The 14,373-nt window shown below is 71.9% G+C and carries 16 protein-coding genes; 9 read left to right on the forward strand and 7 right to left on the reverse strand.

What is annotated here, in order from left to right:
* The first annotated feature begins 50 nt into the window (after nucleotides 1–50).
* The gene (locus ABD466_RS39320) at nucleotides 51–917 is read left to right on the forward strand and encodes a hypothetical protein (RefSeq protein ID WP_344662384.1); all 867 of its coding nucleotides are present in this window, start codon (nucleotides 51–53) and stop codon (nucleotides 915–917) included.
* 26 nt (nucleotides 918–943) lie between these two features.
* Here the strand turns inward: ABD466_RS39320 and ABD466_RS39325 are convergent, their stop codons facing one another.
* Nucleotides 944–1,186, reverse strand: a complete 243-nt coding sequence (locus tag ABD466_RS39325; protein ID WP_344662385.1) for a hypothetical protein — start codon at nucleotides 1,184–1,186, stop codon at nucleotides 944–946.
* 225 nt (nucleotides 1,187–1,411) lie between these two features.
* On the opposite strand from ABD466_RS39325, the gene ABD466_RS39330 reads away from it, so the two are divergent.
* Entirely contained in the window at nucleotides 1,412–2,197 is a 786-nt protein-coding gene (locus ABD466_RS39330; protein ID WP_344662386.1) for an NUDIX hydrolase, read from the forward strand.
* Nucleotides 2,198–2,544: 347 nt separating this feature from the next.
* Here ABD466_RS39330 and ABD466_RS39335 read toward each other — a convergent pair whose 3' ends face one another.
* Complete coding sequence (locus ABD466_RS39335; RefSeq protein WP_344662387.1) at nucleotides 2,545–2,841, reverse strand: hypothetical protein; 297 nt, start codon at nucleotides 2,839–2,841, stop codon at nucleotides 2,545–2,547.
* A gap of 249 nt (nucleotides 2,842–3,090) precedes the next feature.
* Here ABD466_RS39335 and ABD466_RS39340 point away from each other — a divergent pair, with 249 nt between their 5' ends.
* Together ABD466_RS39340 and ABD466_RS39345 are read left to right on the forward strand one after the other, a co-directional pair.
* Nucleotides 3,091–4,782, forward strand: coding sequence for an ATP-binding cassette domain-containing protein (locus tag ABD466_RS39340; RefSeq protein WP_344662388.1), 1,692 nt, complete (start codon nucleotides 3,091–3,093; stop codon nucleotides 4,780–4,782).
* On the forward strand, nucleotides 4,779–5,591 hold the full coding sequence (locus ABD466_RS39345; protein ID WP_344662389.1) for a hypothetical protein: 813 nt from the start codon (nucleotides 4,779–4,781) through the stop codon (nucleotides 5,589–5,591). Before ABD466_RS39340 ends, ABD466_RS39345 begins: the two co-directional genes overlap by 4 nt.
* A gap of 65 nt (nucleotides 5,592–5,656) precedes the next feature.
* Here ABD466_RS39345 and msrB read toward each other — a convergent pair whose 3' ends face one another.
* Both msrB and ABD466_RS39355 read right to left on the reverse strand, forming a co-directional pair.
* Nucleotides 5,657–6,061, reverse strand: coding sequence for a peptide-methionine (R)-S-oxide reductase MsrB (msrB, locus tag ABD466_RS39350; RefSeq protein ID WP_344662390.1), 405 nt, complete (start codon nucleotides 6,059–6,061; stop codon nucleotides 5,657–5,659).
* Nucleotides 6,045–6,827: a pyrimidine reductase family protein gene (locus ABD466_RS39355; protein ID WP_344662391.1), complete on the reverse strand. Its 783-nt coding sequence runs from the start codon at nucleotides 6,825–6,827 to the stop codon at nucleotides 6,045–6,047. The genes msrB and ABD466_RS39355 overlap by 17 nt, the downstream gene beginning before the upstream one ends.
* Before the next feature lie 155 nt (nucleotides 6,828–6,982).
* Between ABD466_RS39355 and zapE the strand changes: the two genes are divergently transcribed.
* From zapE to ABD466_RS39380, 5 genes are all read left to right on the forward strand, one after another.
* Nucleotides 6,983–8,065 (forward strand): cell division protein ZapE, encoded by a 1,083-nt coding sequence (gene zapE / locus ABD466_RS39360; RefSeq protein ID WP_344662392.1) that lies wholly within the window; start codon nucleotides 6,983–6,985, stop codon nucleotides 8,063–8,065.
* A 97-nt stretch (nucleotides 8,066–8,162) separates the two neighbouring features.
* Nucleotides 8,163–9,008, forward strand: a complete 846-nt coding sequence (locus ABD466_RS39365; protein WP_344662393.1) for a polyphosphate kinase 2 family protein — start codon at nucleotides 8,163–8,165, stop codon at nucleotides 9,006–9,008.
* A 21-nt stretch (nucleotides 9,009–9,029) separates the two neighbouring features.
* The gene (locus ABD466_RS39370) at nucleotides 9,030–9,566 is read left to right on the forward strand and encodes a GNAT family N-acetyltransferase (RefSeq protein ID WP_344662394.1); all 537 of its coding nucleotides are present in this window, start codon (nucleotides 9,030–9,032) and stop codon (nucleotides 9,564–9,566) included.
* 121 nt (nucleotides 9,567–9,687) lie between these two features.
* Nucleotides 9,688–10,239: a winged helix-turn-helix domain-containing protein gene (locus ABD466_RS39375; RefSeq protein WP_344662395.1), complete on the forward strand. Its 552-nt coding sequence runs from the start codon at nucleotides 9,688–9,690 to the stop codon at nucleotides 10,237–10,239.
* 69 nt (nucleotides 10,240–10,308) lie between these two features.
* On the forward strand, nucleotides 10,309–11,586 hold the full coding sequence (locus tag ABD466_RS39380) for an MFS transporter (RefSeq protein WP_344662396.1): 1,278 nt from the start codon (nucleotides 10,309–10,311) through the stop codon (nucleotides 11,584–11,586).
* A 53-nt stretch (nucleotides 11,587–11,639) separates the two neighbouring features.
* Here the strand turns inward: ABD466_RS39380 and ABD466_RS39385 are convergent, their stop codons facing one another.
* From ABD466_RS39385 to ABD466_RS39395, 3 genes are all read right to left on the reverse strand, one after another.
* Entirely contained in the window at nucleotides 11,640–12,617 is a 978-nt protein-coding gene (locus ABD466_RS39385; RefSeq protein WP_344662397.1) for a quinone oxidoreductase family protein, read from the reverse strand.
* Nucleotides 12,618–12,685: 68 nt separating this feature from the next.
* On the reverse strand, nucleotides 12,686–13,450 hold the full coding sequence (locus tag ABD466_RS39390) for a sirohydrochlorin chelatase (protein WP_344662398.1): 765 nt from the start codon (nucleotides 13,448–13,450) through the stop codon (nucleotides 12,686–12,688).
* A complete protein-coding gene (locus ABD466_RS39395) occupies nucleotides 13,447–14,340 on the reverse strand; it encodes an ABC transporter permease (protein ID WP_344662399.1) in 894 nt (297 codons plus the stop codon). The genes ABD466_RS39390 and ABD466_RS39395 overlap by 4 nt, the downstream gene beginning before the upstream one ends.
* Between the last annotated feature and the right edge of the window lie 33 nt (nucleotides 14,341–14,373).

Below are 14,373 nucleotides of genomic sequence, written 5' to 3' on the forward strand. Positions count from 1 at the left end.
GGCTCGGCACCTCCGCCGAGTCCTCGTGTCCTGACCAGGGAGACCACTGCGTGACACCGCCTCCGATCCCGCGCCGCGACAACGGGGCCACCTTCGACCGGCTGTTCGCGGAGGGCGCCGAAGCGGTGCTGGCCGGAACCCACGGCATCGAGGTGCCGCCCGAGGACGGCGGGTCGCGGTGGGGCGTGTCCGCCCTGCTCCGGCCGGACGCCGAAGCGGCGGTGACGCTCGAAGCGGTGGCCCGGGCGGCCGCGGCGGTGGCCGGCGACGGCCACTGGCTGACCGGGGCCGTCCAGAGCTCGCACCTCACGATGCGAGCCTTGGAGCAGCCGCGGGTGGAACCGGTGCCTGCCGACGACCCCGGCGTCGCGCGGTATGCCGCAGCGTTGCACCAGGCGATGGCCGGGATCGGTCCGCTGGCCTTCGAGGTCGTCGGCCTGACGCTGACCCGGTTGTCGGTGATGGCCTGCGCGCTACCGGTCGACGACGCTCCGGACCGGCTGTCCGCCGCCTTCGCGGAGGCGCTGGGGCCGGACGCGTGGCTGGAGGACGGGCTCGGCTTCCAGCGCAGCATCTGGTACCTCAACCTGCTGCACTTCGCCGCCCCGGTCCGCCGGCCGCAGACGGTCGTGGAGTGGGTCGCCGCGCGACGGGCCTTCGCCCCGATTCCGGTGCGGATCGCCGAGGTCGAGGTGGCGGCGTGGCGGTTCACCGGCTCCGGGATGGCGCCGGTGCGCCTGGCCGCTGTGCCGCTGCCGCTGCCGACGCCGACGCCGACGCCGCTGCCGACGCCGACGCCGCTGCCGCTGCCGACGCCGACGCCGCTGCCGACGCCGACGCCGCTGCCGACGCCGCTGCCGACGCCGACGCCGCTGCCGACGCCGACGCCGCTGCCGACGCCGACGACCAGGCACTAGTGGCGGTGATTGCGGCGGTGCTGGCCTCAGTGGCGGTGACTGCGGCGGTGCTGGCCTCCTCCGAGGAGCAGCCGTCGTGCCTCGGCTCGCCACCAGGCCGGTTGGGTCTGCGTGATCGTGGACCATGGCTGGTCCGGGTGCAGGCCGTGGGTGAGGAGTGCTTCAGCGCGGATCTTGATCGAGAAGAAGCCGTGCCAGTGGCCGTCCTCGCGCTTGCCGCAGGTCAGGTGGATGAGGATGTCGTCGTCGCCGAGCGGCATCCAGTCCATGCCGTGGTCGAGCAGTCAATCGACGATCGTGGCGCGCGGGGAGGGGCAGCCCGGGAGGTTTTCGTACCATGTCAGGGTGATCCACTCAGGATCCTCATTCGCCATGATGCGAGCGTAGCTCCGCTGTGGTGAGGGGGGCTGCTGTTAACGGACTGGCCGCGGGCGTTACCCTGTCGGCCGACCCCAGTTCTCGTCACCCTGACGACATCACGCTACGATGAGCGGATGCCACAGGACCTCGACGCCCCTTATGACCCGGCCGCCTACCCGCCGTTCGCGGTGACGGTCGATCTGGTGGTGCTGACCGTCGGGGAGCAGGGGCTGAGTGTGCTGGCCGTGCGGCGGGGCGAGGCGCCGTTCGCGGACCGGTGGGCGTTGCCCGGGGGCTTCGTGAAGCCGGACGAGAGCCTCGGCGACGCGGCGGTGCGCGAGCTGGCCGAGGAGACCGGGCTCGGGCTGCAGGTCGCGGTGCAGGACACGCAGGGCGTGCCGGACCACGGTGTGCACCTGGAGCAGCTGGCGAGCTACGGCGATCCCGGACGCGACCCGCGGATGCGGGTGGTGTCCGTGGCGTACCTGGCGCTGGCGCCGCTGACCTCGCTGGAGCAGGGGGTGGCGGGCCGGCCGTTCCCGTCGGCCGGGGGCGATGCGCGCGCGGCGGCGTGGCTGCCGGTCGCGGAGCTGCCCGGGTCGGAGGGGCTGGCGTTCGACCACGGCCGGATCCTGGCCGACGGGGTGGAGCGGGCGCGTTCGAAGATCGAGTACTCCTCGCTGGCCGCGGCGTTCTGCCCGCCGGAGTTCACCGTGGGGGAGCTCCGCAACGTGTACGAGGCGGTCTGGGGCGTGCCGCTGGACCCGCGGAACTTCCACCGGAAGGTGACCGGTACCCCCGGCTTCCTGGTGCCGACCGGCGGTACCACCTCGCGGCAGGGTGGGCGCCCTGCGCAGTTGTTCCGGCGCGGAACCGCCACGCTGCTGAACCCGCCGATGCTGCGGCCGACGACGGACTGAGACGCACTGAGACGCACTGAGACGCACTGAAGTGCACTGAAGTGCACTGAAGTGCACTGAAGTGCACTGAAGCGTGACTGAGGCGTGCTGAAGTGGGCCGAGGTGGACTGAGGCGGATTGTGGCTGAGGCGGACCGAGGCGGACCGAGGCGGATCGCGGCGGATCGCGGCGCGGCTCGCGGCGCGAGGCGCGGCTCGCGGCGCGAGGCGGCCTGAGGCGGATCGCGGACCGAGGCAGATCGCGGACCGGGCGGACCGGCCACAGACCGGCCACAGACCGGCCACCGCTCAGCCGCAGCCTGAGCGCGGCCCGGTCGCAGCTCGCGGAACTCGGCTCGGCGCTCGGCTCTAGTGCTCGCCGCCCAGATCGACGACGTAGGCCTCGTAGACCAGATCGTTGCCGCGCTGGCAGTGGCGGTCGAGGCGGCGGGTCAGGTCCGCGAGCTGGGAGTCGGAGAGGTTCTCCGAGAGGTCGCGGTTCATGGCGCTGCGGAGTTCGGCGTGTTCGCGGATGAGGGAGTCGACCGCGAAGGTCAGGCGCGGGTCGGCGGCGACGATCTCGGCGTACAGGCCGTACTCGCCTTCGGTGGCCGCCAGGTGCTCAGCGATGGCGGTGGAAAGGGGGACGGCGGGGGCGAGGCCCATGGCGCAGACCTCCTCACAGGTGGGGGTCTTCTCATCGTGCGCACGCCCGTGGGCGGTTGTCCAGAACCAGGGGGTAGCGAGGTGCCTGCGACACTTCATCACTCTTCACGGTGATTAGCCCGCGTCTCGTGAGTGATCAAGGCTACCGTAGCGGACAGCGGTGTCGCGGACGGTGATCGGACTGGTGGAGATCGTCGGTAACGGCAGACGTCGTGCGGCAGTACGGGCCCCGGAGGATGAGGAGTCGCGGTGATCGAGGCGATCGAGCTGAGCAGTACCCGCCGATCGCGCGGCCCGGGCGGCGGGCCGGTGGACAAGGTGTCGTTCGACGTCTATCCGGGCCAGGTGACGGCGCTGCTCGGGGCGGCGGGGTCGGGGAAGTCCGCGGTGCTGCGGATGATGGTCGAACTCGAGCCCGCCGACGGTCGCACCCTGTTCGGCGGACGTCCGTATCGCGCGTTGCGTCCCGCGGTTCGGGAGGTGGGTCTGGCCCTGAACCCCGACGCCGTGCACCCCGGGCGTACCGTGCAGGCCCATCTTCAGCTCTACTCGGCGGCCGGTGGGGTGCCGAAGGCGCGGATCGCGGAAGTGCTCGAAGTCGCGGGCCTGTCCACGCAGGCCACGGTGCGCTGTGGCCGCCTGGACCCGGGCCAGCGTGAGCGGCTGGCCATCGCCGCTGCGCTGATCGGCGACCCCTCGGCCCTGATCGTGGACGAGCCGTACGCCCTGGATGCCCACGGCATGTCGTGGTTCCACGCCCTGATCCGTGCCTACGCCGCCCAGGGTCGCACGGTCCTGGTCGCCGCGACCGACCCCGATTCCCTGGCCGGCACCGCCGACCATGTGGTCATTCTCCGCCGTGACGAAGAGGACGGCGTCAGCCGCGTCATCGCCAGCCGCTCCGCCGCCGAGGTCTTCGACGAACACCGCGCCACCGTGGTCCAGGTGCGCAGCCCTCAGGCCGCCCGCCTGGCCGCCGCCCTGGAGACCGAGGGTGCCCGCCTCTCCGCCGCCGGCCCCGGTGCCCTTCAGGTCCGCGGCCTGGACCGCGCCCGCATCGGTGAAGTCGCCCACCTCGCCGGCATCTGTCTCCACGAACTGAGCGAGATCGGCCATGACGACGACGTCTTCGGCCTCCGCCCCGTCCCGCGCCAGAAGGAACTCCTTCCCGGCCTCAACCACGTCGGCATCGACGACGTCGCCCCGGCCACCTCGTGGAACTCCGGCGTTCGGCTCCTCGCCGACACCAAGCCGATCGAGATCGAGATCGAGGAGGCCGAGGTCGTCGAGTCGACGCTCGAGACCGCCGTCGCCGTCACCGAGGTGCGGGTCCAGGCGGGCGTGCCCGGCGCTGGTGAGGTGACTCTGGAGCTTCCCACGGCCGCGACCACCGATCAGGTCTCAGCCGGGGCCGGGACCGGGACCGGGACCGGGACCGTGCAGGTTGCTGCCGGGGCTGATGAATCGCAGGTCAGCACGTTGAGTGTCAGGGGCCCGGTGCCGGCAGACGCCGGTCCGGCCCAGGCCGCGGCGACCGCGACGGCGCCGGAGACGGAGACGGCGCCGGAGACGGCGACCGCGACGGCGACGGCGACGGCGACGGCGACGGCGACGGCGACGAGCATCAGCGACCCGGATTCGTCCGACACCGAGCAGTCGCAGACCCCTGCGGCAGCCGCCAAGAGCACCGCCAACCGCGCCGTCGCCACCTTCCGCTGGAACGGCGGCGGAATCGATGCTCCGGAGTCCGATGTCGTCGTCGAGGCGACCTCCGCGCCGGCGCAGCCCGCGGTGCCCTTCACTGTGGCGGCGGCGCCTGAGCGGCCGGTCGAGCCTGAGGGCATGACCCCGTGGCGTGCGGTGGCGGCGCGGGCGGTGCAGCAGCAACAGCAGGATTCGGTCGTCGAGGCGGCCTCGGCAGAGCAGGAAGCGTCCGCATGATCGCTGCGTTCCGGTACGAGCTGCGTCGGTTGGGGAGCCTGCGGGCTACTCGGCGGGTGCCGATGGTGGCGGCCGCTGTGGCGGCCGGTCTCGGCGTGGCGGCCGCTCTGGCCGTTTCGGCCGGGGCGGCGGAGCGGGTGGTGGCGATGTTCCGGTTGGCCGGGACGTTGCCGGCGCTTGTGGCCGCCGTGGTGATCGGCGCTTCCGCTTCCGGGCACGAGCGGCACTACAGGATGCGCTACGTCACCCTCGCCGTGGTGCCGCGGCGGGCGTGGCTGACGCTGGCCAAGTCCACGTTCACCATCCTGCTGTCCGCGCTCACCGGCGCACTCGTCGCTCTGGCCGCCGCCCTCGGCTACGCTCTCGCGCTCGCCTGGGCCTACGCCGGTGACCGCACTCTGATTCCGGACGGCGCCGCCGCCGACCCCGTGCTCCAGGGCGTCGCCCCCGCGGCCGCCGCGGCGACCGCGGCCGGGCTCCTCGGCCTCGCCGTCGGCTGGCTCACCAGCTGGTATCACGCCTCCGTGCTGGTGGCTGCCGCCTTCGTGGTGGTCGGGACGCCGCTCGCCGCGGGCCGTCTGGTGACCGAACTGCCCGCCGTCGGCGACGGCCTCGCCCGCGCCGAGCAGTCCCTGCGCGACACCCCCGTGCTCTCGGCACTTCTCAATCCCCGCGTGCTCACCGCCTGGCCGCCGCTGCGCTCCGGCCTGCACCCCATCCCGCCGACCTCGCTGGCGGCCACCGCGCTGCTCGCCGCGGTGGCACTGCTCGGTCTGGTCGCCGGGGCTGTGAAGTGGCAGCGGGGGTGACCCGCTCGGGCCCCTGACGACCTCGAACCTCACCGGCGCCGAAGCGCCGGCCAGGCCGACGCCGCTTAGGCGGCGTCCTCGTCCAGCTTCAGCGACACCGAGTTGATGCAGTACCGCTGCCCGCCGTGGTCCACCGGACCGTCGTCGAACACGTGCCCCAGGTGCGATCCGCACGCCGCGCACCGCACCTCGGTCCGGACCATCCCGTGACTCCGGTCCTCGAGCAGGGTCACCGCGTCGCCCTCCTGCGGCTCGTAGAACGACGGCCAGCCGCAGTGCGAGTCGTACTTCGCCTGCGACCGGAACAACGGCGCGTCACACGCTCGACAGTGGTACGTCCCCTCGGTGTGCGTGGACACGTACTCCCCGCTCCAGGGCCTCTCCGTACCCGCCTCGCGCAGCACCGCGTACTCCATCGGCGTCAGCAGCGAGCGCCACTCCGCGTCGGTCCGCTCAACCTTCTCCACCATCAGATTCACCCTTCTTCGCCGTGCTCAGCGTTCCTACTAGATAACGGCTGAAGAGGAATCCGTCTTCCGTCAGCAGCGTGTGCAGGATCAGCGGTAATCCCCCCGTAAGATCCGGCCCGGCCAGGATCCGCATCGAGTCGCCTCCGCGGAGCTGGGGAGACACCGACAGGCACAACTCGTCGAGTCGCTCGGCCGCCGCGAGCTGCGCCAGCAGGTGCGGCCCGCCCTCGCACAGGATCCGCCCGAGCCCGCGCTCGGCGAGCCGGTCGACCGCCAGGCCCAGGTCCACGTAGCCGGCTCCGGCCGCGATCACCTCCACCCCGGCCGCGGTCGCCGCCTCCACCTGTTCGGGAGGCGCGGCCTCCGACGTCAGCACGATCGTCTGCACCGCCGGCTCGGCGAACAGCGGCAGCGACCAGTCCAGGTCCAGCAGCCCGGAGACCACGGCTATCGCGGCGGTCGGCGCCTGACCCGCGGCGGCGCGAGCGGCCTGGTACTGGTCCCGGACCTTGGCCGGCCGGTAGTGCTCGGCGCGGACCGTCCCGGCGCCGACCAGGACCACGTCGGCCAGCGCTCGCAGTACTCCGAAGATCCGCTTGTCCGCCTCGCCGGAGATGCCCTCGGACTTCCCGTCCGCGGTGGCCGCTCCGTCCACGCTCGCGACCATGTTGGCCCGGACCCAGCGCCGGGCCCCGCCCGGGTAGGCGTAGACCTCGGCCAGGTCGACCTGGCGGTTACGGCGCGAGGGCGGCAGCAGTTGATACATGGGACCAGCGAATCACAACAAACGACTCCTGACACGTGCTGCTCACCCGCAAGCTCCGTCCGGCTCCGCAAGGGAAATGTGATCGGCTTCACATGTGATCAATTCCACGCTCCGCATGGCTCTGGACACCCGTGCGGAGCTGGGAGATTGGAAGGGTGCCGACGTCTGCTCCGATAGTCTCCGCGCCCGCCGCGACCCTCGTCGGCCGCCGCCCTGTCGTCGGCGCGGACCGCTTGATCGCCGACCTGGTCCCGCCTCCGCGGTTCGATCAGGTGCGGTTCTCCTCGTACGTCCCGAACCCTGCCGAGCCCAGCCAGTCCGCCGCCCGCGACCGGCTGGAGACCTTCACGGCGGCCGTCGCCGCCGCGCCGAAGAAGAGCGGCGGGCTGTTCCGGAAGAAGGCGGCCGCTCCCAGCGTCGGCGGTGTCTATCTGGACGGCGGGTTCGGGGTCGGCAAGACCCACCTGCTCGCCTCGCTCTGGCATGAGGCGCCGGCGCCCCGCGAGCTCAAGGCGTACGGAACCTTCGTCGAGTACACGAGCTTGGTCGGCGCCCTGGGCTTCGCCGCCGCCGTGGAGCGTCTGTCCGACTTCGCGCTGGTCTGCATCGACGAGTTCGAGCTCGACGACCCCGGAGACACCGTCCTGGTCTCCACGCTGCTCACCCGGCTCTCCGACCGCGGCGTGAAACTGGCCGCGACCTCGAACACGCTGCCGGACAAGCTCGGTGAGGGCCGCTTCGCCGCCACCGACTTCCTGCGCGAGATCCAGGCGCTGTCGGCCCGCTTCGAAGTGATCCGCGTCGACGGGCCGGACTACCGGCACCGCGATCTGCCGACCCCGCCGGCGCCGGTCGCCGACGACGCCGTCCGCCGCACCGTCGACGAGCGCGAGGGCGCCACCCTGGACACCTTCGACGGTCTGGCCGAGGAGCTCGCCGCCGTCCACCCGAGCCGCTACGGCGCCCTGATCGACGGCGTCAGCGCGGTCGGGATGACCGGCGTGCGGCCGCTGGACGACCAGAACGTCGCCCTGCGCCTGGTCGTGCTCATAGACCGGCTGTACGACCGCAAGGTCCCGGTGGTCGCCTCCGGCACGCCGCTCGGCGAGCTGTTCACTCCGGAGCTCCTGCGCGGCGGCTACCGCAAGAAGTACCTGCGCGCGATCTCCCGGATCACCGCGCTGGCGCGGGACGGGGTCGCGCTCGCCGAGGCCACCACGCCGGCCGCCGCCGTCTGAGCACTCTGCGCACTCTGCGCACTCTGAGCGCTCTGAGCCGTACGCTGAACCGCTGCGAGGACGTGCGCGGCGGCCAGCCCGATGGCACGCTTCGTACATGGCGAAGTCGTTTATGGACCGGCTGCGGGCCCCCGAATCTCCGGTCAACCTGACCAAGCTCTCCACGGACGCGCATCCGGGCGTTTCTTCGAAGGACGACGCCCTGAAGGCGCTGCCGGAACTCGGGGAGCGCCTGGCGAACTTGCAGGAGAAGCTGTTCGCCCAGGCCCGCGGCGGCAGCGAGCCGGCCCGGAACAGCGTTCTGCTGGTGCTTCAGGGCATGGACACTTCGGGCAAGGGCGGCACCGTCAAGCACGTCACCGGCGTGATGGACCCCGGCGGCGTGCACATCACCTCCTTCAAGGCGCCGACCGAGGAGGAGCTGTCCCATGACTTCCTCTGGCGCGTCCGCAAGGCCCTGCCGGGTGCCGGCCAGATCGGTGTGTTCGACCGCAGCCATTACGAGGACGTGCTCATCGTCCGGGTCCGCGACCTGGTGCCGCGCGAGCAGTGGGAGCCGCGCTACGGCCTGATCAACGAGTTCGAACAAGAACTCGCCGACCAGGGCACGACGATCGTGAAGTGCTTCCTGCACATCAGCCGCGACGAGCAGAAGGAGCGGCTGCTGGCCCGGCTGGACGACCCCACGAAGCTGTGGAAGTACAACAAGGGCGACGTCGACGAGCGCAAGCTGTGGCCGGCGTACCAGGAGGCGTACGAGGCCGCGATCAACCTGACCTCGACCGTGACGGCGCCGTGGTACGTGATCCCGGCCGACCGCAAGTGGTACCGGAACTTCGCCATCACCAACCTGCTCATCGAGACCCTCGAGCGGATCGACCCCAAGTGGCCGCCGGCGGACTACGACATCGACGTGGAGAAGGCGCGAGTCCTCAGCTCCTGACCCCCGCTACGCTGCGGCGGTATGAAGATCCGTGAGGCGACGGCCGACGACTGGCTGCACATCTGGCCCTTCTTCCGCACTATCTGCGCCGAGGGGGAGACGTTCGTCTATCCCTTCGACCCCTCCGAGGAAGAGGGCCACGCGATGTGGATGGAGCAGCCGCCGGGCCTGACCGTGGTCGCGGTCGACGACTCCGGCCGCGTCCTGGGGACCGCGAAGATGGGCCCCAACCGCCCCGGCCCGGGCGCTCATGTCGCCACCGCGAGCTACATGGTGGACCCGGCGGCGTCCGGACGCGGCGTCGGCCGCGCCCTCGGCGAGTACACCCTGGCCTGGGCCCGCGAGCAGGGCTACCGCGCGATGCAGTTCAACGCGGTCGCGGCGAGCAACGCCCGCGCGGTGCACCTGTGGCAGGCGATCGGCTTCGAGATCGTCGGCACCGTACCTGAGGCGTTCAAGAGCCCGACGCACGGGTACGTCGGGCTGCATGTGATGTATCAGAAGCTTGATGAGGCGGGAGGTCAGCCGGGCCGGAGGTTCGGCAGGGCGGCTGGGTAGGCCCGCGGGAGTCCGCGCGCCAGTTCTCGGGGCTCGTTCATGTCCCACCCTTCGTTGCTGGTCTCGATAACTTCCAGAGAACTCTTTGCAGAGAACACTCTGCAATATGTAGGGTGTCACCATGCCCGAGAAATCCGTCCGCCGTCTGGATGCCCGCTCCCTCCGTGCCCTGGCCCACCCGCTGCGGATGAGCATCCTGGACGCGCTCAAGGCCGACGGACCGGCTACCTCGACGACGCTGGCGCAGCGCCTCGGCGAGAGCACCGGCACGTTGAGCTGGCACCTGCGGCACCTGGCCGAGCACGGGTTCATCGAGGAGGACGTCGAGCGGGGGACCAAGCGGGAACGTTGGTGGCGGACGGTGGACGACCGGCACCAGCTCGATCCCGGGGACGTTCCGGAGGAGGTCGCCGCGCTGAACGTCTACATGGGGGAGATCCTCCGCCATTGCTTCGAGCGGGCGGGGCGCTTCTTGTCCGAGTCGTGGAGCTCCGAATGGCAGCGTGCCTCGACGCTGTCCGACTGGCAGGACCTGCGGCTGGCTCCGGAGCAGCTCGCTGAGCTCAACCGGGAGTTGCTCGCCCTCGTCAACCGCTACGCAGACGGGCCGCAGAACCCAGACGGTCTGCCGGTGACGGTGCAGATCCAGTCCTTCCCGCGCTCCGCGGGCTGACCGCACGCCAGTCCGTTCCACCACTGCCGTCGCCTGCGGCAGGCCTGTTCGCAAGGGGGTCATCCCACCATGCCCGAAAACCCGTCCCGCAGCCTTCTGCTGCGCCATCGCGACTTCCGCCTCTTCTACGTCGGCGACGTCGCCGATCAGTTCGGCACCTCGGTGACGAGCGTCGGCGTCCCCCTGCTGGCCATTTCCACGCTGCATGCCGGTACCTTCGCGGTCAGCCTGCTCAGTATGTTCGCCTGGCTTCCCTGGCTGCTGATAGCCCTGCCGGTCGGCGTCTGGGTCGACCGGACCCGCCACCGGCCGGTCATGCTGGCCTCGGCGCTGGCCTCCCTCACCCTGCTCGCCAGCGTGCCGCTGGTCGGCGGCGGGATCGGATATCTGCTCGCCGTCACGCTGCTGCTCGGTGCCGCCTCGGTGTTCTACCAGACCGCCTACCGCGCCTACCTGCCGTCTCTGGTGGCGCCCGAGGATCTCGCCGAGGGCAACGCCAAGCTGCACGGAAGCGCCTCGGCCGCGCAGATCGTCGGGGCCGGGGGCGGCGGGCTGCTCACCCAGGTGCTCGGTGGCTTGCACGTGCTGTTCGTCAACGCCTCGACCTTCGTCGTCTCCGTGCTCTGCCTCGTGTCGATCCGGACGAAGGAGGCGCGTCCGGAGCCGGCCGAACGGGTGATGCGCCGGGAGATCGCCGAGGGCCTGCGCCTGGTCGGCCGCGATCCGTGGATCCGGAGCCTGACGTTGTTCGGGGCCGCCTCGAACCTGGCGTTGATGGCCTACCAGTCGATCCTGCCGGTGTTCCTGATCCGGCACGTCGGCCTGGGCAAGGGCGCCGTCGGCCTGCTCGTGGCGGCGGCCGGCACCGGTGGCGTGCTCGGCGCCTTCCTGGCCCGCCGGGTGGCGGCGCGGATCGGGACGGCGCGCGCGACCCTGCTGTTCGAGATCGGATTCGCCCTGCCGGCCCTGTTCATCCCGCTGACCACGCTCGGCGTCGGCGTCCTCTGCTACCCCGTCGGCGCGTTCTGCGTCGGGGCCGGCGTCGTGGCGGGCAACGTCCTCAAGAGCGGCTTCCTGCAGGGCTACTGCCCGCCGCGCCTGCTCGGCCGCCTGAGCGCCAGCGCCTCGTTCGTCAACTACGGCACGCTGCCGCTCGGGGCCCTGCTCGGCGGCACGCTCGGCACGCTGCTGGGCATCCCGGCGGCGATCTGGATCACCACCGCCGGGGTGCCGCTCGCGGGCGTGGTGCTGCTGCTGTCACCGCTTCGGCGGGTCCGGGACCTTCCGGACACGCCGCTTTCAGCGGAGACGCCGACCGAGCCGCACCTGTTTCCCGCCGGAGCCTGAGCAGGGCAGGGCAGGGCAGGGCAGGAAACGAGCAGCCCTATGGAATCAGCAGCCTACGGAATCAGCAGCAACTTCCCCGTCGTCTTCCGCGCCTCCAGATCCCGGTGCGCCTGCGACGCCTCCCCGAGCGGGTACTTCGCCCCCACCCGGATGCTGACCGTCCCGTCCTGGATCCACCGGAACACGTCCCCGGCCCGCCACTCCAGCTCCTGTCGCGCGGCGATGTAGTTGGTCAGCGTCGGCCGGGTCAGGAACAGCGACCCGCCCTGGGACAACCGCAGCGGGGCCACCGGGGGCACCGGGCCGGAGGCGTTCCCGAAGCTCACCAGCATGCCGCGCGGACGCAGCGAGCCCAGCGACGCCTCGAACGTGGAGGCGCCGACGCCGTCGTAGACCACGTGCACGCCCTGCCCGCCGTTGCGCCGGAGCACCTCGGCGGCGAGCTCGTCGCCCTCGAACTGGTCGTACCGGATGATCTCGTCGGCCCCGGCCTCGGTGGCGAGCTTGGCCTTCGCCTCGCTGGACACCGTGCCGATCACCTTGGCGCCCGCCGCCTTCACCAGCTGGACCAGCAGCAGCCCCATGCCGCCGGCCGCGGCGTGCACGAGCGCGGTCTCGCCGGCCTTGACCGGGTACGTGCTCTGCGTCAGGTAGTGCGCGGTCATCCCCTGGAGCATCGCCGCCGCCGCGGTCTCGACGTCCACGCCGTCCGGCACGGGCACCGCCCGGTCGGCCGCCACGATCATCTGTTCGGCGTAGCTGCCCCAGCCGTCGGAGGTCGCCACCCGGTCCCCGGGCTGGAAGTCGGTGACCCCCGCGCCGACCGCCAGCACGTGCCCGGCGGCCTCGGCGCCCGGCGTGTACGGCAGCTTCATCTGGTACAGACCGCTCCGCTGGTAGGTCTCGATGAAGTTCACGCCGGCCGCGCCGACCTCCACGAGGAGCTCTCCGGGGCCCGGCTTCGGAGCGTTCACCTCCGACAGCTGCAGGACGTCTGGGTTACCGAGCTCACTGACGACGATTGCGCGCATGCAGGAATCCTTTCAAAGGTCCCAAGGGTTCGCATGCGTGCAACCGCCGAGCCCGCGCGGTGATTCCGTCAGGCCGCCGCCATCAGCCGGCACGCCGCCACCGACCCGTCGAACCGGGCCAGCACCGTCGCCGCCACCTCGGGCGCGGCTCCCAGCTCCGCGGCGACGGCGTCCGCCCCGGCTCGCAGCGCCGAGTCCCGGATCCGGTCGGCCAGCAGCCCCGGCGCCAGGAAGTACGGCGCCACGACGACCCGCCGCGCGCCCTGCCGGCGCAGGCTCCGCACCGCGTCGCCCGCCTGGTCCCCGACCGCCGGCACCGCGAGCACGCGCTCCCAGCCGCTGTCCTGCCAGTACCGGGCCACCTCGTCGACGACCGCGGCCGCCTTGCGGTCCGAGGATCCGGCCCACGCCAGCACCACCGACGCCTCCTCGTCGCCGGGCCACACGCCGGCCTCCCGCAGCCGCCGCTCCATCCCGGCCAGCAGCAGCGGGTGCGGCCCGAGCGGCGCGGTCAGCACCGGCTCGGTCACCGTCGACCGCCACCGCCGCGGCAACTCCCCGTGTGCGGACCGGACGGCCGCCGGGATGTCCTGCCGCACGTGGAAGGCGGTGTTCAGGAGCAGCGGCACCACTTTCACGTGCTGGTACCCGTCCCGGACCAGACCGTGGAGGGCCCGCGCCGCGGTCGGGCCGCAGTGGTCGAGGAAGGCGGCCTCGACCCGCAGCTCCGGCCGCTGCTCGCGGACCGCGTCCACCAGTGCCTCGACCGCCTCGCGGTGCCGCGGGTCCCGGCTCCCGTGTGCGACGGCCAGCATCGCCCGTGCCTGGTTCACGCCAACCCCCTCGCCCTGAGCACGCGCCGCTCCAGCGGCACGAACAGCAGCTGGTTGACCGCGACGCCGACGGCCAGGATGAGCACGATGGCCGCGAAGGCGCCGGCCATGTCGTTGGTGTCCTGGGCGTTCTTCAACAGGAAGCCCAGGGAGTGGCCGAGGCTGGCGGACTGGACGATGATCTCGGCCGCCAGCAGCGAACGCCACGCGAACGCCCAGCCCTGGCGCAGCCCGGCGAGGTAGCCGGGCAGCGCGGCGGGCAGCAGGACGTGGCGGACGGAGGCCAGCCCCCGCGCGCCGAGGTTGCGCCCGACGCGCAGGTACAGCGGCGGCACCTGGTCGAGTCCTGAGACCACGCCGACGGCGATCGACGGCACCGCTCCGAGCAGGACGACCGTGTAGAGCATCGCCGGCGTCGGTCCGAAGAACATCAGCGCCGGGGGCACCCACGCCACCGAGGGCAGCGACTGCAGACCCGACAGGATCGGACCGATGCCCGCCCTGACCGCCTTGATCCGGCCGACCAGCAGGCCCAGCGGGGTGCCGATCGCCACCGACGCGCCGAACCCGACCGCGCCGTGGCTGATGCTGTGCCGGACCGCGGGCCACACGTCGCCGTTGCTGTAGGCGTCTTTCAGGGAGCTGAACACCTGAGAGGGCCCGGGCAGCTTCCAGTCCGGCCAGAACTTCGCCGCGTACAGCGCCTGCCAGACGGCGAGGATCAGCACGACGGCGACGAGCGGGGGGATCGCGGAGGCGGCCACGCTCCGCAGTCTGCCGGTCTCCGGTTCCGCCGATGTTTCCAGCGCGTCAAGTCCGGCCTCGATGTGTGCGAGGGAGTCGCCGGTCTCCCGGCCCGGTGCGGCCGTCTCGGTGGTGTCAGCGGCCATGGCGGGAGATCTCCTCGCGCAGGTGTTCTGTGA

The sequence above is a fragment of the Catenulispora subtropica genome (assembly GCF_039531675.1).
GTDB lineage: Bacteria > Actinomycetota > Actinomycetes > Streptomycetales > Catenulisporaceae > Catenulispora > Catenulispora subtropica.

What these genes read in the sequence shown, in the direction of transcription:
- ABD466_RS39395 (WP_344662399.1), bottom strand. Translation starts at nt 14,340, where the DNA reads ATGGCCGCTGACACCACCGAGACGGCCGCACCGGGCCGGGAGACCGGC.
- ABD466_RS39335 (WP_344662387.1), bottom strand. Translation starts at nt 2,841, where the DNA reads ATGGGCCTCGCCCCCGCCGTCCCCCTTTCCACCGCCATCGCTGAGCAC.
- ABD466_RS39380 (WP_344662396.1), top strand. Translation starts at nt 10,309, where the DNA reads ATGCCCGAAAACCCGTCCCGCAGCCTTCTGCTGCGCCATCGCGACTTC.
- msrB (WP_344662390.1), bottom strand. Translation starts at nt 6,061, where the DNA reads ATGGTGGAGAAGGTTGAGCGGACCGACGCGGAGTGGCGCTCGCTGCTG.
- ABD466_RS39345 (WP_344662389.1), top strand. Translation starts at nt 4,779, where the DNA reads ATGATCGCTGCGTTCCGGTACGAGCTGCGTCGGTTGGGGAGCCTGCGG.
- ABD466_RS39330 (WP_344662386.1), top strand. Translation starts at nt 1,412, where the DNA reads ATGCCACAGGACCTCGACGCCCCTTATGACCCGGCCGCCTACCCGCCG.
- ABD466_RS39325 (WP_344662385.1), bottom strand. Translation starts at nt 1,186, where the DNA reads ATGGACTGGATGCCGCTCGGCGACGACGACATCCTCATCCACCTGACC.
- ABD466_RS39365 (WP_344662393.1), top strand. Translation starts at nt 8,163, where the DNA reads ATGGCGAAGTCGTTTATGGACCGGCTGCGGGCCCCCGAATCTCCGGTC.
- ABD466_RS39355 (WP_344662391.1), bottom strand. Translation starts at nt 6,827, where the DNA reads ATGTATCAACTGCTGCCGCCCTCGCGCCGTAACCGCCAGGTCGACCTG.
- ABD466_RS39370 (WP_344662394.1), top strand. Translation starts at nt 9,030, where the DNA reads ATGAAGATCCGTGAGGCGACGGCCGACGACTGGCTGCACATCTGGCCC.
- ABD466_RS39385 (WP_344662397.1), bottom strand. Translation starts at nt 12,617, where the DNA reads ATGCGCGCAATCGTCGTCAGTGAGCTCGGTAACCCAGACGTCCTGCAG.
- ABD466_RS39375 (WP_344662395.1), top strand. Translation starts at nt 9,688, where the DNA reads ATGCCCGAGAAATCCGTCCGCCGTCTGGATGCCCGCTCCCTCCGTGCC.